The following is an 18206-nucleotide window of genomic DNA, read 5'->3' as shown; positions in this document are numbered from 1 at the left end:
GTCGGAGCGGGGTTGAAGGTTGGCTAGCCCTCTGATCGCTTGAAGCAGATCAGGCCATCGTCTAAGTAGTACTCCCGTTGTCCGACTCCGTGCTCGACCAGTGCACAACCATCGCCGCCAGAGCAACCGCAGAAAATGGTTTTGTCAGGTAATCATCCATGCCGACAGCCAGGCAACGCTCTCGGTCGCCCTCGATCGCACTCGCTGTCAGCGCAACGATGGGTGTACGCGTCGTACCACTGCTGGCCTCGACACTGCGCCAGCGCCGCGTCGCTTCGTAGCCATCCATCACCGGCATCATGCAATCCATCAGTACCAGGTCATAGCGTTTGCTCGCCAGCGCATCCAGCGCGAGCTGGCCGTTTACGGCTTCCTCGACGAGGTAACCGCGCTTGGTCAGCAGGATGCGCACCAGCTGCCGGTTCATCTCGGTATCTTCGGCGACCAGGATGCGTTTTGCGATTGCCGGCTCCGGCAACGGAGATGCGATGGCGGCTGTTGTGGAAGCTGCAACAGACGGACTCGGCGCCATCAATGTTGGTATTGGCTGCGGCATGGCATCGGCAAGTTCCTGTTTGGTGCCGGTCGCCGGCATGGGCGGCAGTTCCGCAAGCGAGGCGTCGACAGCGTGTTGCGTGGCGATGCGGCATGGAATACGCAGCGTAAATCGTGAGCCGATACCGACATCGCTATGACACAGAATTTCGCCCTGCATCAGCTCGGCCAGGCGCCGTGAAATTGCCAGGCCCAGTCCGGTACCGCCATATTTGCGGCTAATCGTGTCGTCGGCCTGGATGAACGGCTGGAACAGGCGCACCTGCGCATCCGGGCTGATGCCGATCCCGCTGTCGGTCACCGTATAGTCCAGTATCAGCAGGAAAGGATCGGTGCTGTCGATGGTGCCTGTGAAGGTTGCCGTGATCACACCCGCTGGCGTGAACTTGATGGCGTTCGTAATCAGGTTGCCCAGTATCTGGCGGATCCTTGCCGCGTCTCCGATCACATGGGAAGGCATCGCCGATGCAACGCGCACGTCGATGGTCAGCGGCTTGTCACCGATGCTCGACCGGTACATGCCGATCACATCGTGCAGTAATTTCACCGGATCGAACGGCGTGGCTTCAATGGTCATATGGCCTGATTCGATTTTCGAGAAATCGAGGATCTCGTTGATGATCCGCATCAGGTCGCCAGCACCGTCATGGACGTTCCGGGCGTAACCGCTCTGGACCGGATCAAGACTGGTTTCAAGCATCAATTCAGACATGCCCAGGATGCCGTTCATGGGCGTGCGGATTTCGTGGCTCATCATGGCCAGGAAGCGCGATTTGGCTTCGTTGGCTGACTCGGCCATTTTGATCAGAGACAGTGATTTTTCAGCATCCTGTTCGCGCCGCTTCAGAATGGCTGCGATCAACACGAAGGCGATGCACAAGGCAATCATGCTGACCAATACGATTCCTCCGAGCAAACGCACGGTGCGCTGCCAACCACTCAGGTACAAGTCGTCCGTGATGGTGATATTGACGATCAGCGGATAGCCATTGACCAGACGTACCGCGCCCATGCGATTGCTATCCAGCACGCCGGTTGACTGTCGGGGACCCTGTTTCAGAATGACGTCGTGGCTCTTGCCCGAATCCATGACGTCACGGGTAGAGCCCTTGAGATTTTTTTCACCGATCAGTTCATCCACGCTTGGCCAGCGTGCCAGCACCGTGTAATCACGCCGAATCAGTGTGACGGATGCATGTTCACCCAGACTGACATTCTTGAAAAAATTGCCGAAAAAATCGCACGAGATGCCGATCAGCACGCTACCCAGGAATTTTCCATCATGGTTGTTGATGCGGCGGCTGATGTAAAAAGTCCATTTGCCGTTGCCCTTGTTCTTGACTGGCTGGCTGAGAAATACGGCAGGGTCGACATTTTCCTGGTGATGCTTGAAATAATCCCTGTTCGCAAGGTTGATCACCGGTGCCGGAAAGGCGCGTGTGAAGGTCACTACATCACCATTAGCGCCGACGATGGTCGCCACATCCACTTGCGGCAGTGCGGTGATCTTGTCGCGCATCATTTGCTGGGTTTGCGGGTTTCGGAATGCCTTGATCAGATCATCCTGGTCCTTGGCGCCAGCGCCATCGACAGTCTCGACGATGCTGTTGAGCACCAGATAAGTCGATGCCATCGTCTGTGCGGTATTTTCTGCCAGCACCAGCGACAGGTTGCCCAATTCATTGCGCCAGTCATCGATGGCGCGCTCGCGCAAAATCCAGCTTGCCGCAACAATTGCTATCACCAGCAAAGCGATTAGCAGGCTGCCAATGATTGCGGCTGTGCGGCGTGCGCTGGCGATTCTGCGCTGTGTCCGTTCACCTGACCCTGATACACGTGCGCTCGCCGCGGGTAAGGCAACGCGCCTATCCGCGCTGATTTTTTTCATGGCTCAAGCTGGCTCGATATGGACTGCTCTGCGTCACCGGAACATCGAATGATGCTGGCTTGAATTTCTTGCATTACCGCGTCGAAAAGGCGCGTCAATTCCGGAAGACACGGGCCTATCAGTGCTTGCTCGCCCAGACGGGATTGACGCTCGACTTCCTCGAGCATCGCGCTCAATTGGCTAGCGCCCACCAGTGAGGTTGAGCCCTTTAGCGCATGGCTTTCAAAGCGGGTGGCCTTGCTGTCGTCTTTCACTATTGCACGGCTCAGACGATCGAACATCGGCGGTGCAGTGTTGATGAAGATGGTCGACAGCTCGCAGAACAAGTCAAGATCATCGGCAACTATTTGCATCAGAAACAAGGGGTCGATAAATTGGTACTGGTGAGAGCGCATGGCAGCCTTTTTCAGCAACGACGTAATCGGACAGGAGAGCGGCAAAGCCCGCGTTGATCGCCAACCTGTCAGATTCGTTGCGGCAAATTGAACGAGAACGTGGACCCTTTTCCGGGCAATGAATGCAATGCCAGTTTTCCGCCCATTAATTCCACCAGTCGCCTTGCAATGGCCAGGCCAAGACCAAGTCCACCGTTGCGGCGCGCTGGTGAATCATCGGTTTGTGAGAAGTCGCCAAAAATAGCTGCCTGATGTTCGATCGTCACGCCACATCCGCTATCACTGACCGAAAACTGCATTTCGTTTTGCGACGCAGTGACGCTGACGTTGATGGTTCCGGCGCTGGTGAATCTGATCGCGTTGTCGAGCAGTTTGTCGAGCACGCTCAGCAACCTGGCCCGGTCGCAGAAGATAGTATCCGCAACATCGGTGGCGACGTCGATACGTAGCGTCATCTGCTTGTCCAGCGCCTTGCCCGCGTGATTCCGAATGGCCTCTTGCAGCAAATCGCGCAGGTTTTCCGGTCTCTTGTCGAGGATGACCTGATCGGCATCCAGCGCGCTCAAACCCAGTACTGAATCGACTTGTCGCAGCAGGTCAGCGCCACACTGGTTGATTGATGTTGCCAAGGCGGCTGTCGGCGCTGTTCCCAGTTCGTCGATCAGCAATTCCGAAAAGCCAAGAATGCCATTGAGCGGCGTGCGCAATTCATGGGACATGTTTGACAGAAAGCGTGACTTGGCAAGGTTTGCAGCGATTGCCTGTTCACGGCTCTCGATCAGGCGCCGCAGCATGACGATCATGCCCGCCACGAACAGCAGTATCAGTAGCGTAACCCCGCTGGCTTGCACCAATGTTTGTGTACGTTGCGCATAGTAGGGGGCCAGTCGTTCTTCCAGATCAATGCCGACTGACACAAACATCGGATGGTCTTTGAGTTTTTCGTAGGCGTAGATCCGTTGCCTGCCGTCGATCGAGCTACTGGCTGTGATGGTGCCGCGGCCATTTTCTGTCATTGCGTTGAAGAGAGGACTTCCGGAAATATCAATTCCCATCGCGTCTTCCTTACCGATACGGCGGACTCGAACCACGCCATCGGCCCCGATGAGCGAAATCGCACCGAACTTGCCGACATCAATATCGTTATAGAGCTGCGTAAAGTATTGCGGATCCATCGACACCACCACCACGCCCTTGAAGCTGCCATCGGGATGGTTGATCCGGCGCGTCATTTGAATCGCCCATTTATTAGAAACCCGCCCCAGCACGGGTTTGCTGATGAATAGCTGACCGGTGTCTGCCTCCATGTGCACCCGTACATGTTCGCGATCAGCCAGGTTGGTCGGCTTGAATGCCTTGCTGGACAGGACAATATCGCCCCGGTCATCGACAATCGCAAACAGGTTGTAGATATCGTCGGGATTGAGACCAACTTTCAGGTCCTGCGCTATATCGAGCGCGGCGCCAACCGCGTTGTAGCGAAAGCGCAGATAGGTCACGGCCTGATCAGCCGATTCGATGGTGCGGTTGGCGTGCTCATCGAACAGGCGCGCCAGACTGCGCGCATCGCGCTGGGCGATTTCGATATCGCGCTTCCTGGCGTCATCCAGTTGCACCAGTGCGCTCGTCCACATCCCTCCGATTATCAAAGCAGCGAACAGGCACAGGGCAATGCGTATATCGATTTTTTTCAGCATGTAGATGTTCCGCTTTAAACCCTGACCGGTGCCTTGCGATTCTGTTGCGCGCAGCAAGCACGCAAATATCCGCGCAACTCATCGTAATTGATTGGTTTGCCGAAATACACCACGCCGTCAGGGATGCCGCCACGGGTTTCCAGTTCCTGGCTGGTCAGGCTGGACAGGATGGCGATATGCATATCCGCCAGATCCGGATATCCCATGAGCGTCATGATGACTTCGTAGCCATCAATGCCGTCCATCATGATGTCGGCTAGCAGGATGTGCGGTTTGTGGCGTGCGATCTCGATCAACGCCTGGTAACCGTTTTCGCAGAACGTCACTGTCGCACCAATATTCCACGTGGCAATTTTTTTGTCGTAGAGCTCACGCTGCATCGGGTTGTCTTCGATGATCAGTATCGCGGGTTTTCTGGCCTTGAAAGATCCAACCGCGCTATGTTCGGACGCCGTGGCTTGCGAGGCCTTGTAGGCTTCGATCGCTGCGAGCGGAATTCGCCGGTGGCCGCCTTTGGTTTTCCAGGCTTCGATCACGCCGGATTCCACCAGTTGCTGTACCGACGTGACAGAGATGCCAAGGATCTGGGCTGCATTTTGTGTCGTACAAATTTCTGCAGGAGGCATGGTAGGTTCGCTGAATTTTTTTGAGATTCTTATTTTAATTAATTCTGCCAATTTAACCAAAGAAAATTTTCGTTTTTAGGAAAAGTCACAACGATTTTTTGATGATTAATTGTTGTTTTTGTTAATAATCATGATTAGTCGCTTGAGGATCATTGGCATTTTTGATCGGTGGGCTGAGGAATTTTGCTTGCGACAAGGCGATGTCCTGCGCCAGAGGCATCTTGCGAGTTTTTGTCCGTACTTGGCGACGACGGCCGAGCAGGCCTTGATAAGTGCTCGCGTCATCACCGTGAGTAACGTCAGGTTCATCACGCAGCGGAATCGATTTGCGACGCTTTTATCCACGTCGGCGGAGGCCATCTGCTGCAACTAATTCACAGCCCGTCCTGAATTAAAAATTCATTTATAACAAATAAAACAAATTTATATTTTTAATGAATTTTTTGTTAGAATCAAGTGTGCTGAAATAATTCGGTGAAAGCTATTCCTGTAATCACTTGCAGTTGCAAAGTTCACCTCCCGGCCGCATTCGGTCATGACTGAGTGCACCACGCCTTTTTCTATTTTTAAGAAATTCTTGATTCCTATGACTTCTGATTTCAAATTCCTTGTCGTTGATGATTTTTCGACCATGCGCCGTATCGTTTCAGGCTTGTTGAAGGAGATCGGTTACAAACAGATTGATGAGGCCGAAGACGGTCAGAAAGCGCTTCACGCATTGCATTCGGCGCATGTTCAAGGCGTGCCGATCGATTTTGTGATTACTGACTGGAACATGCCCCTGATGGACGGTCTGGAATTGCTCAAAAAAATCCGGTCGGACGAAAATTTTGATCATTTGCCGGTACTGATGGTGACCGCTGAGTCCAAGAAGGAAAACATCATTGCCGCAGCACAAGCAGGCGCCGATGGATACATCGTCAAACCGTTCACAGCCGCGACACTGAAAGAAAAGCTCGACAAGATACTGATCAAGAAAGGACTGCCAGCATGAACACCGCTATCGAGGCGCAATCGCGCAATCTGCCACGCGAACTGGTATTGCCTGCAGCAGGTAGTGCACTGCCTGTCTACGAACGACTTGGCATGATCGTGCGGGCGCTGCACGACACCCTCAGCGAACTGGGCGCCGAAGATGTGCTGGCGGATGCTGCCAGCGAGTTTCCGTCAGCCCGCGAGCGCTTGTTGCATATTGCGAATCTGACCGAGAATGCGGCGAATATCGTGTTGCTAAAAGTAGAAGAAAACATTCCGGTGCAGGAGCAGCTCGTCGGTGGCGCGGCGACACTGTCGCAGTCCTGGAGTGCGGTTGCCAGTACCGCTGGCATGACGGTCGAGCAGGAACAGCTCGCGGAAAGCACCCGGCGATTTCTTCTGCAGGTTCAGGGGAACTGCGGGGGTACCCGGGCAGCGCTGTCGGATATTATGATGGCCCAGGATTTTCAGGACCTGACCGGTCAGTTGATCAATAAAGTGGTGGCGTTGATGGAGCGCACCGAGAACGATTTGCTGAAGTTGCTGATCGATGCTGCGCCGGCCGGTACCGTGGTTCAGATCCAGCGCAATGAGGTCACGGCTGGCCCAGGTGCGCCGGGCAGTATTGCGCTTGACCAGGGTAGTGTCGATGACTTACTGGCGGACCTCGGTTTTTAGCTTGCCGGTTGGTTTGACTGTACGAAGTAATAAATGGATCGTCTAATTCTTTCGGGCAAATCAAGGGTTTCCATGGCTCTATCTTTTTTTGTGAAGCACACCGTTTGCGCGCTGTTGTTGTCGGTAGCGGGTTCCTGGCTAATGGCGGCCACACCGACCGGGTCACCGAACCAGTTGCAAAGAGTGCTCGCTGCCACCGAGTTGCGGGTGTGTATCTGGCCTGACTACTACGGCATTACCTACCGCAACCCCAGAACCCGCCAGCTCAATGGCATTGACATCGATATTGCCAATGAGCTTGGCAAGGAACTCGGCGTGCGGGTTCGTTTTATCGACAGTGCGTTTCCGCTGCTGGTCGACAATTTGCTCGGCGATAAATGCGATATCGCCATGCATGCCGTTGGTGTCACGCCCGCGCGCACCGCAGTGCTGGCATTCACCCAGCCGTACCTGCGCAGCGATATTGTCGCTATTACCACAGCCAACAACACGGCAATCACGACCTGGGCGGACCTCGACAAGCCTACCCGCGTCATCGCCGTTCAGGCAGGTACCGTGATGGAACCGGTCATGCAGCGCGCGCTCAAACAAGCCACGCTGCTGGTGGTCAAGCCTCCAATGCAACGTGAAAATGAAGTCGAGTCCGGGCGTGCCGATGCGTTCATGACCGATTATCCCTATAGCCAGCGCATGCTCGACATGACCACCTGGGCGCGGGTTGTAGCTTCACCGCAGGTATTCCACCTGACCGACTACGCGTATGCGTTGGCACCGGGAGATCGGTCGTTGCTGGACAGGGTTGATCGTTTTATGGCGACCATCAACTCGGACGGACGCTTGCGGAAATTTGCAGTGAAGTACCGTCTTGACCCGATCCTGATTCCGGCTGCGGATCGGCGCAAACCGGCGCAGACAGGGGGGTGATTGGTGGAGCAAGCGACACGCTGGTGGTCGAACCTCACGAAGGAGTACTTGTCGCGCTGGAACGCACGGCATTTCTTCATGGTGTCCGGCTTGCTGTTCTCTGCGGGTATTCTGCTCGCCACGGCGATCTTTGTCCGTTTTGAACGCAATCAGGCTGTCGCTGCCGAGGCAGAACACGGCCTGCTCTATGCCAGTGCGCTGGAGAGCCACCTGTCGGAAGCACTGCGTGCAGTTGACAGCACGCTTGCCATCCTTGATGACGCACTTAACCGATCGAAGGCCGGTGACACGGCAGGAATGAATGCGCTGATCAGCAAAGCGGTTCAGCAATCGACCCGATTGCGCTCGATTTCATTGCTGGATCAGGATGGCAAGGTCTTGCTGAGTTCTAACCCGCTGATGATCGGACGCGACTATGCGTTGCTTGCACTGGGATTCGAGCGCGAGTTGACCGATTTGATCGAACCTGGACGCGCTCAGTTCGTGCGGGACTTGCACGAACTGAAACCGGGTCAACCAGTGCCAGCGAACGAGGCAGCGAATTACATCGTACCGTTTGCGCGCACCCTGGAGTTGCAGGGCAAACGCTTGACGATGCTCGCTACGGTGAACCCTGCCGCACTTTTTCCGGTGTACCGGGCAGCGTTGGGCGCCGATGTCAGCTATGCCGCGCTGTTTGACTATGACGGTCACGTGCTCGGCGCGACTCCGCAATCCCAGTTCGCAGTTGATCAGAGCTATGTGTCACTACCGATTTTTACGCAATTGCAACGAGAGGTCGAACACGGACAGTTCTCATCCGATCTGGCGACGGCAGGGGGCGGGTCGGAGCGCTACCTGGTGAATTTTCAGGCGGCACGCAAGTTTCCTATCGTGGCGGTCGTGGGGATGTCGGAGGCCAATGCCGTCGAGCGATGGGCGGGAGGGTCAAGCAATCTGACCTGGGTCGGGATCGGTGCCGCCATTGTCGTGTTGCTCTACACCGCCATACTGTGGCGGGTCATGCGCTTCCGCGAGAATTTTGAAATCGAAATGAAAAGCGCAAAAGAAGCCGCCGAACAGGCCAATGCCGCGCGTGGCGAATTCCTGTCCACCATGAGCCACGAAATCCGCACACCCATGAATGCGGTCATCGGCATGACAGGACTGCTGCGCGAGACCCCATTGGACGCGCAACAGGAAGAGTTCACCAAATCAGTGGAAGAGTCGGCCAATGCGCTGATGGTCATCATCGACGAGATTCTCGATTTCTCACGGATCGACGCCGGCAAAATGCGCATCGAACCGATCGATTGCCATCTGTCCTCGGTCATCGAGGGTAGCGTCGACGTCATCGCTGTCAAGGCGCGCGAAAAAGGACTGCGGCTGATGTGTTTTGTCGACCCCGGCTTGCCGATGACGGTGTCGGTCGATGCCGGTCGCTTGCGGCAAATCCTGCTGAACCTGATCGGCAATGCTGTCAAGTTTACACACGCTGGCGAGATCATCGTGCGCGTGCGGCCGGTTGGCGGGAACAATGGCAATTGCCTGGTACGTTTCGAGGTATCCGATACAGGTATCGGCATCGCACCCGACATCGTCAGCAAACTGTTCAGGCCGTTCACTCAGGCAGACGGTTCAGTCACGCGAAAATATGGCGGAACCGGTCTTGGCCTGTCTATCTGCAAACGCCTGGTAGAACTGATGGGTGGCTCGATCGGCGTAGATTGCGAGGCGGGCTCAGGCTCCTTGTTCTGGTTTAAGTTGCCGTTGCCTGTGGTGGTTGCTGCCGCTCCGCTGGCGACGCCGCCGCGAGGCTCGGCAGTCCGCGTGGTGCTGGTCGAGCCGCACCGTGTTCAGGCCGATATCCTGCAGTCTTATATCAAGTCATGGGGCTTTCCGGTCGATGTGGTTGGTACGGCATCGCAGGCACTCGAGTTGCCGCATCCTGCAACAGGTCGGAAAATCGTACTGATCGATTCGAGATTGTCCGACATGGTTCCAGAGCAGCTCTTGAACGTGATGTCGGTCGCGGGTCCGGAAAGCCGATTTATCCTGTTGGCAAACAGCGAGGACGAGCGCGACGTCGCTCCTTCGCAAGGCTTTCATGCGGTGCTAATGCAGCCGATACGGCAATCCAGCTTGTTCGATGCGCTGGGCGAAGCGCAGGAACGACGTCGCGGCAGTCTCCCAGCGGTCGTTGAACGGCGCGAAAACAGACTCGACAGCGCCGTCACGCATAGCCGCAAGGAGCATCCGCCGATACTGCTCGTCGAGGACAATCCAATGAACCAGAAACTGGCGATTCACCAGCTCAACGTGATGGGGTATGCAGCACAGATCGCCAGCAACGGTCAGGAGGCGATCGACGCGCTGGCGACCGGCACCTATGCGCTAATCCTGATGGATTGCCAGATGCCGGAGATGGATGGCTTTGAAGCGACGCGACGTATCCGCAAGACAGAAGCGGGAAGCGGCCGCCATATCCACATTATCGCGATGACCGCCAATGCCATGCAGGGGGATCGCGAGCGCTGCCTTGATGCCGGCATGGATGATTACCTGGCCAAACCGATCCGGCGGGAGCAATTGGCGGAGATGCTGGCACGGCGGTTAGCCATTGACGATAGTGCGATGGCAGACGTCGCGCCGGTGGCCGTTACCGTGCCGTTGGCAGCCGATGTCTTCGCTGGTTTTGCGGTGACTCCCCAGATACTTGATCTGAGCCGGTTGCATGACATGTTCGAGGACGATCTGGAGGCGCAACGCGGCATGCTGGGCCTGTTCGTCACCACCACGCCGCCCTTGTTTCAACAGTTCGAATCAGCCATCGCCAGTGCAAATTTTGTACAGATCAAGGCGCTTGGACATCGTCTGGTGGGTTCAACGGCCGCGCTCGGCATGGATGAACTGGCAGTGCTTGCCCGTGCCATTGAAGTGGCGGCGCAAGCCGGCGAGCTGTTAACTCTTAAACAATTACACTCCGCACTACTGAGCGCGTTTTCGCGGCTTTGCCAGTTAGTGAACAAAATGGAAGAAACCTCATGATTGTCCTCATTGTCGACGATGACCAAACCAACCTTGCTCTGTTCAGTCATATGTTGAAGGCGATTCCTGATGTCAAGCCGGTCACGATGGCCGAACCAATCGCAGCGTTGGCCTGGTGTGCATCCAATGACCCTGACCTAGTGCTGGTTGACTACATGATGCCGGAGCTGAATGGACTGCGGTTTATTCAGGACTTTCGTGATTTGCCCGGTAAAACGACCATACCGGTAGTGATGGTCACAGCCGATATTGATACGGAGGTAAGGCACAGGGCACTGCAACTGAGCGCCAATGACTTCCTGACCAAGCCGGTGAATAAAACCGAGTTGCGCGCCAGGGTTACCAATCTGCTGGCGCTAAGGGCTGCGCAACGACAGCTTTCCACTCGGGCCGTGTGGCTGGCCGAGGAAGTCGCCAAGGCAACCAGTGAAATCGTTGCTCGTGAAAGAGAAGCGATTTTGCGTTTGTCACGCGCTGCCGAGTACCGCGATCCGGAAACCGGCGCCCATCTGCTACGCCTGAGCCAGTATTCACGCCTGATCGCTGCCAATCTCGGCATGGGTACCGCCGAGCAGGATTTGCTGGGCGACGCGGCACCTATGCACGATATCGGCAAGGTCGGTATTCCGGATAATATCCTGCTCAAACCAGGCCGTCTCGATGCAGAGGAAATGGACATCATGCGTACCCACGCCAAGATTGGTGCCGATATCCTGCGCGGTAGTACATCGCCGTTGTTGCAGGTGGCCGCCGCCATTGCGCTTACGCACCACGAAAAATTCGATGGCAGCGGTTATCCGCACGGTCTGAAAGGCGAGCAGATTCCGCTGTATGGGCGCATTATCGCCGTGGCAGATGTATTTGATGCGCTGACCTCTGCGCGGCCATACAAACCGGCATGGGAAATCGATCGCGCGGTAGCATTGATTCGCGACGGATCCGGGAGCCATTTCGACCCAGTGTGCGTCGATGCGTTTTTTCAGGACTGGAGTAGCGTCATGGCGATCTACGAAAAACACCGGGACGAGGCGGACGCGTGAATCTGGCAATCGACTTCAACGAATTGAAAGCATCGAACCAGCTGCCTTCACCCAAAGGCGTGATGCTGAACGTTGTTCGCCTGTGCCAGCGCGACAATATGTCTCTGCCTGAACTGGCCCGGCAAATTCAGTCCGATCCGGTACTGGCCGGACGCATCATCAAAATTGCCAATGTGCTTAATCCGATCAGGACGCGCCAGATCGCCGCAGTCACCACGGATGTGCTGATTCTGGTCGGAATACATTCTGTGCGACAGATTGCGTTGGGAATTTCACTGGTTACGTCGTACCAGAGTGGCGCGTGCAAGGCGTTTAACTACGACCGGTTCTGGTCCCGCTCGGTGGCGATGGCGTGCGCCGCGCAGGCGCTGGCTGAACGTATTCGGATTGCACCGGTGGCCGAAATGTTTACATGTGGCTTGTTGGCCGGTATCGGCAAGCTGTGTCTGGCAACGGCACGATCTGAAGCGTATTCGGCTCTGCTGGAGCAGTTCGAGGGAAAGACCGACAGCGCATTGGCTTTGGCCGAGTTGCCGTTATTTCGGGTTACGCATGCCAGCATGACCGCAATGATGATGAGCGACTGGAGCATTCCGCGCCTGTTTTGCGATGCGGTCCTGTTTCACAGGACGCCAGAGCTCTCGGGTTTTGATATCGGTGGGCGTCAGTACCGCATCACCATGTTACTCAATGTCGCAGCCGGGATTGCAGATATGTGTGTCTCTTCCGACGAAGAGCGTGAGCGGATGCTGCCGTTGATCGTCGCAGCGGCGGCTGCTCTCGGGCTTCAATCTGAGCAGATATCGGCAGTGCTGGAAGATACTTCGGCGGAGTGGTGCGAGAGTGGCGACGTGCTGCAGGTAAAAACCAGGCGTTTGCCTGGGTTGTCTCTGTTGCCGGTGCCCGCTGCACCAGATTAGGTCTGGTGGCAGCGCGCCCGTGATTGCATTAGCTGAGCACCTTCCTGATCGCTGCTGCCAATTCTTCGGCAACAAATTTCGCCACGTAGGCATCGGCACCCACACTCTTGACGTGATCCTCGTTGGTCGCGCCTGACAAGGATGAATGAATCACGACCGGAATACCGGCGTAGCGCGGATTCTGCTTGATGTTGCGGGTCAGTGTAAAACCGTCCATCTCCGGCATTTCCAGGTCAGTCAATACCATGGCGACCCTGTCGCGAACTGCCACCCCTTCGGCTTCGGCAACAGTGGCCATTGCCTGTAGTTTTTCCCACGCTTCCTTGCCGGTTTTGGTCATGATGAATGGGACACCCATGGCCGTCAGACCAGCCTCGATCAGCGAGCGCGCGACTTGCGAATCATCGGCAGCGAGAATCACGGCGCCTGGCTTGAGCAGCACCTTCGGCCCGATGGTCTCGGGGTCGACATCCTTGCTGGTATTCGGCATGGTTTGTCGCAGGATTTGCTCGACATCCAGAACTTGAGCGAGCCGGGTCGGTTCGTTCGGACTTTCCAGACGCGCGATACTGGTCACCATGCCACCCACACCGCTGGCTTCGGCTGACAGGACCTGGCTCCATTCCAGCCGGACGATTTCTTCCACCGCTTCCACGGCGAAGGCTTGCGTCGAGCGGGCATATTCAGTCACCAGCATGATATTGAGTCCGGTCTTGGGCTTGCAGCCGACGAGCGCCGGCAAGTCGATGACCGGAATGATCTGGCCACGCAAGTTGACCACGCCAAGCAGATTCGGATGGGCACCGGCGACTGCGGTCAGCGCCGGCATCGCCACGATCTCGCGTACCTTGAACACATTGATGCCATACAGTTCGGAGCGATCACCATTAGCGTCGCCGCCAAGGCGGAACAGGAGCAATTCGAATTGGTTCGAGCCGGTCAGGTTGGTACGTTCGTCGACTTCTTGCTGGACTGATTTCATGGCGAGCCTTTGTACACGTAATAACGGGGAGAAAACCTATTATGGTCTAGTGTGTTGCATTATTGCAATTATCTCTTCGCATATTGTGCCGATCCGAACAACACTTCGCGCGACTTGTCATCGGTCAGCGGCTTGCGCAAATCGGCCAGAACTTCCACGCCGCGCTGCACTGCGGGCCGTGCGCTGATGTCGTCGAACCAACGTTGCACATGCACGAACTCGCCGAGTTCAATGCCCTGATTTTTCCAGGAGCGGATCCACGGGAATGTGGCGATGTCGGCGATCGTGTAGTCGCTGCCGGTCAGGTAGGTGTGGTCGGCCAATTGCCGATTCAGCACGCCATACAGGCGCTGTGCCTCATTGGTATAGCGGTTGTAGGCGTAGTCGATTTTCTCGGGCGCATAGATGCGGAAATGATGGGCCTGTCCCAGCATCGGACCAACGCCGCCCATCTGGAACATCAGCCATTGCAGGGTGGTGAATTTTTCACGGTCAGTCGACCCGATAAATTTGCCCGTCTTGCCAGCCAGATACAGCAGGATGGCGCCTGATTCGAACAACGAAATCGGCAAGCCGTCAGGACCGTCTGCATCGACGATGGCGGGGATTTTATTGTTTGGCGAGATTGCCAGGAAGTCGGGTGTGAACTGGTCACCGGCGCTGATATCGATGTGATGCACGCGGTAGGGCAGGGCGAGCTCTTCGAGCAGGATGTGGACTTTGTGGCCATTTGGCGTGGCGGTGGAATAAACATCGATCATGGAGGCTCCGTCCCGAAATGAATTGCGAGCCATGATTATGCCGTTGTTTGGCATGGTGGTGCAGACCATCAGCCTGCACCACCATCTGCTTCAGGAACGCGTGATTGGCAGTTCCAGGTCTTCACCCGGCAAGGCAATGTACTTCGACAGTTCCAGCTTGGCGATGGCGTTGCGATGGACTTCATCCGGACCGTCCGCCAGACGCAAGGTCCGGTTGCCGGCCCACATCGATGCGAGCGGGAAATCATCCGATACGCCCCCGGCACCATGCGCCTGGATTGCCCAGTCGAGCACTTGCTGGGCAACGGTAGGCGCGAGCACCTTGATCATGGCGATCTCGGCTTTGGCATGCTTGTTGCCGACCGTATCCATCATGTAGGCGGCTTTCAGTGTCAGCAGGCGGGCGCTGTCGATCTGGATGCGCGACTCGGCGATACGCTCGCGCCAGACACCCTGCTCGGAAATCTTTTTGCCAAAGGCGACCCGTTGATCGAGTCGCTTGCACATCAGTTCGAGGGCGCGTTCGGCGACGCCGATGGCGCGCATGCAGTGGTGAATCCGGCCAGGCCCGAGACGACCCTGGGCGATTTCAAAACCGCGACCTTCGCCGAGCAGTATGTTGGAGACGGGTACGCGCACATTCTCGAAGCGGATTTCGCAATGGCCGTGCGGCGCGTCGTCATAACCGAACACTGGCAACGGCCGAACCACGGTGACGCCTTTGGTCGATGCCGGTACCAGAATCATCGATTGCTGCGCGTGGCGCGCGGCGTCCGGGTCGGTCTTGCCCATCAGGATATAAATCGCGCAGCGCGGGTCGCCGGCACCAGAAATCCACCACTTGTGGCCGTTGATGACGTACTCGTCACCATCGCGTTCGATGCGGGTTTCGATATTGGTCGCGTCCGATGACGCCACACCGGGCTCGGTCATCGCGAACGCCGAACGGATTTCACCGCGCAGCAGCGGCTCCAGCCATTCGCGCTTGTGCGCTTCTACGCCATAGCGTTCGATGGTTTCCATGTTGCCGGTATCCGGTGCGCTGCAATTGAACACTTCGGGTGCCCAGCTGACGCGGCCCATGATTTCGCACAGTGGCGCGTAGTCGAGGTTGGACAAACCCTCCGGTGCGCGGTCCGACTTCGGCAGGAACAGATTCCACAGACCTTGTGCACGCGCCAGCGGCTTGAGGGTTTCCATCAATTCGGTGGCCAGCCAGCGATTGCCTTTTTCTTTGCCGTTGCGATCGATTTCCTGTTTGTAGGCTTTCTCGTTCGGGTAGATATGCTGGTCCATGAAGGTCAGCAATTGTGCCTGGAGGGTCTTGCAACGGTCTGAATACTCGAATTCCATGTCGTCTCCTAGTGAATTATTGTTTGCTATAGCTGGTGTCGGTATTGCTACTGATACTGGTGATGGAAGTCGTTATTGCGCGCATGCGTAACGCCAGCCCATTTCGGCCATTGCCCGCGCCGCCTGACCCGATTTCAGGGCCTGCGCGCTGGACGCTGTGCCATCGACGTAGCGTTTCATGATGCCCTGCAGGATGCCCGCCATGCGGAACATGTTGTAGGCAAGATAGAAATTGAAATCTTCCGGACGTATCGTCTTGCCGGTGCGGGCGCAATAGCTGGCGATGTAATCGGCTTCGGTCGGAATCCCGAGCGCAGCGTGATCGAGTCCGGCAATCCCGCGGAACTGGCCAGGCTCGATATGCCAGCTCATGCAGTGATAGGAAAAGTCGGCCAGCGGATGACCGAGTGTAGACAGCTCCCAGTCCAGTATCGCCAGGATGCGTGGCTCGGTCGGATGAAACATCATGTTGTCGAGACGGAAGTCGCCATGCACGATGCTGGTCTCGTCGCCGGGCGGGATATTATTCGGCAGCCAGGCGATCAGTTGATCCATCGCATCGATCTTTTCTGTTTCGGAGGCTTTGTACTGGCGCGTCCAGCGGTCGATCTGGCGGCCGAAATAATTGCCTGGCTTGCCGAATTCGCCCAGGCCAATGGCGGCGTAGTCGATCGTGTGCAACTGGGCGATGACGCGATTCATTGCGTCGTAATGGGCCGCGCGTTCGGTCGGCGTCATGCCCGGCATCGATTGATCCCACAGCACGCGACCATCGACAAATTCCATCAGGTAAAAGGCCCGCCCGATGACCGCTTCATCGGTGCACAGCGTGTATTGTTTTGCCGCCGGAAATCCGGCCTTGTTCAGTGCATCCATGACGCGATATTCACGGTCGATGGCATGGGCCGATGGCAGCAGTTTCGCAGCAGGACCGGGTTTAGTGCGCAGTACATAGTGCTGGTCGACTGTGCTGACCTTGAAGGTCGGATTGGATTGTCCGCCCTTGAATTGCGCGATCGTGAATGGACCCGAGAAGCCATCGACATGCCGGTTCAGGTATTCGCTCAAGGCATCGAGGTCGAACTTCTGGCGATCGGCGACGGGCATGGTGCCCATGAATTCTTCGTACATCTGGTCTCCTGACAACGTGTTTTTTTCGATTTTACAGCAACAAATCGTACGATCGTACTATTTGCGGCGACGGAGGTAATTTACACGAAGAACAGGCCGCCGCGACAAATCTTTGCCCTCCGCATAATGACTGTGCCGGGGCATGATTGTTCCGTTCTTCGCCATCGCATCAGGCGGGTTTCGGTCGATACGCACCTGACTGCATGCTGGAATTTTCTGGCCGGCTTAGCGATAGCGCGGCGAGCGCTTTTCGAGGAACGCGGTAATCCCTTCCTGCGCATCGCGGTGGTGAAGGCTTTCGACGAAGCTGTGTTTTTCAGCGTCGAAGTGGGTGCTCAACGCATTGCCGCTGACATCTCTGAGCAATCCCTTGATGCGTTGCACTGCGTTTGGCGAGCGTGTTGCAAGTTCGTCGGCCAATTGCAAGGCCGCCTCCAACGCGCTGCCGTCGGCGACAACCCGATTGACAACGCCTGCTTGATAGAGACGTTCCGCGCTCACGGGTTTGCCGCCAATCAGGATTTCGGTGACCAGTTGCCGAGGTAGTGCCTGGCTTAAAAACCAGGAGCCGCCGCCGTCGGGAGTGAGTCCGACATTGACATACGCCATGATGAATTTTGCGGAGGCGCCGGCGATGATCATGTCGCAGGCGAGAGCCAGAGAAAATCCGGCGCCTGCCGCGCTGCCTTCGACCGCAGCGATGACCGGTTTTGTACAATCCCGCAAGGCTTCTATCCATCCGTTGAGACTGTCAATCGAGTCGGACTGGACCGATCGCGGAAGCGCCCGGTTGCCGATCAGGCGGTTCAGATCGCCACCGGCACAAAAGAAATTATCTGCGCCAGTCAGGATCACCGCGTGAATGGACGGGTCCCGGTCGGCAGTCGCCAGCGCTTCGATTGCAGCAGTCGACATGTCGGGATGCAGCGCGTTGCGCTTTCCCGGATTGGCAATGGTAAGAATTAACGTCGTATCGTGGCGGGTAGCTTGCAGGTCTGCTGACATGGGATCGCTGGAAGAGGTTGAGTACAGGGCGGTCCTCGAGCAACGCTTGAGGACCAGCGGCATTGAACGCGCAGTATTTGCAGTATTAGCAGGCAGCAGATCGCCAATGGAATTAATAAAACTGCATCGTTGTCGCCTTGCAACCTAAACAAAAATCACTGAAAATGCAACTGCTCCCGGTAATCAGCCATTACATGAATATACGCATGGGAACCCGCCGCTCGCATTAGTGAGTATTAAGCCTTGTCC

The 18206-nt window shown here is 56.4% G+C and carries 15 protein-coding genes; 6 read left to right on the top strand and 9 right to left on the bottom strand.

The features are described 5' to 3' along the window. Positions 1-61: 61 nt before the first annotated feature. The 4 genes from ABD720_RS14905 to ABD720_RS14890 all read right to left on the bottom strand — a co-directional run bounded on the left by ABD720_RS14905 (position 62) and on the right by ABD720_RS14890 (position 5161). Positions 62-2299 carry a hybrid sensor histidine kinase/response regulator gene (locus tag ABD720_RS14905; protein WP_344764285.1) on the bottom strand — a complete coding sequence of 746 codons (2238 nt, stop codon included), beginning with the start codon at positions 2297-2299 and terminating at the stop codon, positions 62-64. Between the two features lie 140 nt (positions 2300-2439). Then, on the bottom strand, positions 2440-2838 hold the full coding sequence (locus ABD720_RS14900) for an Hpt domain-containing protein (protein WP_344764284.1): 399 nt from the start codon (positions 2836-2838) through the stop codon (positions 2440-2442). Positions 2839-2906: 68 nt separating this feature from the next. Next, positions 2907-4535 (bottom strand): sensor histidine kinase, encoded by a 1629-nt coding sequence (locus tag ABD720_RS14895; protein ID WP_344764282.1) that lies wholly within the window; start codon positions 4533-4535, stop codon positions 2907-2909. A 14-nt stretch (positions 4536-4549) separates the two neighbouring features. After that, the gene (locus tag ABD720_RS14890; RefSeq protein ID WP_344764280.1) at positions 4550-5161 is read right to left on the bottom strand and encodes a response regulator; all 612 of its coding nucleotides are present in this window, start codon (positions 5159-5161) and stop codon (positions 4550-4552) included. A gap of 586 nt (positions 5162-5747) precedes the next feature. Between ABD720_RS14890 and cheY the strand changes: the two genes are divergently transcribed. The 6 genes from cheY (at position 5748) to ABD720_RS14860 (ending at position 12725) form a co-directional block, all read left to right on the top strand. Then, positions 5748-6155, top strand: coding sequence for a chemotaxis response regulator CheY (cheY, locus tag ABD720_RS14885; RefSeq protein WP_344764515.1), 408 nt, complete (start codon positions 5748-5750; stop codon positions 6153-6155). Next, positions 6152-6814 (top strand): protein phosphatase CheZ, encoded by a 663-nt coding sequence (locus ABD720_RS14880; RefSeq protein WP_344764278.1) that lies wholly within the window; start codon positions 6152-6154, stop codon positions 6812-6814. Before cheY ends, ABD720_RS14880 begins: the two co-directional genes overlap by 4 nt. A gap of 72 nt (positions 6815-6886) precedes the next feature. Beyond that, positions 6887-7738, top strand: a complete 852-nt coding sequence (locus tag ABD720_RS14875) for an ABC transporter substrate-binding protein (protein WP_344764275.1) — start codon at positions 6887-6889, stop codon at positions 7736-7738. Between the two features lie 48 nt (positions 7739-7786). Continuing rightward, complete coding sequence (locus tag ABD720_RS14870; protein ID WP_344764272.1) at positions 7787-10765, top strand: response regulator; 2979 nt, start codon at positions 7787-7789, stop codon at positions 10763-10765. Further along, positions 10762-11805, top strand: a complete 1044-nt coding sequence (locus tag ABD720_RS14865; protein WP_344764269.1) for an HD-GYP domain-containing protein — start codon at positions 10762-10764, stop codon at positions 11803-11805. The genes ABD720_RS14870 and ABD720_RS14865 overlap by 4 nt, the downstream gene beginning before the upstream one ends. Beyond that, complete coding sequence (locus ABD720_RS14860; RefSeq protein ID WP_344764267.1) at positions 11802-12725, top strand: HDOD domain-containing protein; 924 nt, start codon at positions 11802-11804, stop codon at positions 12723-12725. Before ABD720_RS14865 ends, ABD720_RS14860 begins: the two co-directional genes overlap by 4 nt. 28 nt (positions 12726-12753) lie before the next feature. Here ABD720_RS14860 and ABD720_RS14855 read toward each other — a convergent pair whose 3' ends face one another. From ABD720_RS14855 to ABD720_RS14835, 5 genes are all read right to left on the bottom strand, one after another. Next, on the bottom strand, positions 12754-13707 hold the full coding sequence (locus ABD720_RS14855; protein WP_344764265.1) for a chemotaxis protein: 954 nt from the start codon (positions 13705-13707) through the stop codon (positions 12754-12756). Between the two features lie 68 nt (positions 13708-13775). Continuing rightward, a complete protein-coding gene (locus ABD720_RS14850) occupies positions 13776-14468 on the bottom strand; it encodes a glutathione S-transferase N-terminal domain-containing protein (protein WP_344764263.1) in 693 nt (230 codons plus the stop codon). 90 nt (positions 14469-14558) lie between these two features. Then, positions 14559-15821: an acyl-CoA dehydrogenase family protein gene (locus tag ABD720_RS14845; RefSeq protein ID WP_344764260.1), complete on the bottom strand. Its 1263-nt coding sequence runs from the start codon at positions 15819-15821 to the stop codon at positions 14559-14561. Between the two features lie 72 nt (positions 15822-15893). Next, positions 15894-16952 (bottom strand): phosphotransferase, encoded by a 1059-nt coding sequence (locus ABD720_RS14840; RefSeq protein ID WP_344764259.1) that lies wholly within the window; start codon positions 16950-16952, stop codon positions 15894-15896. 225 nt (positions 16953-17177) lie between these two features. Next, a complete protein-coding gene (locus tag ABD720_RS14835; protein WP_344764257.1) occupies positions 17178-17957 on the bottom strand; it encodes an oxepin-CoA hydrolase, alternative type in 780 nt (259 codons plus the stop codon). Positions 17958-18206 lie beyond the last annotated feature (249 nt).

The organism is Actimicrobium antarcticum, assembly GCF_039536745.1.
Lineage (GTDB): Bacteria > Pseudomonadota > Gammaproteobacteria > Burkholderiales > Burkholderiaceae_D > Actimicrobium > Actimicrobium antarcticum.
This window is presented reverse-complemented; position numbering and strand designations above follow the sequence as displayed.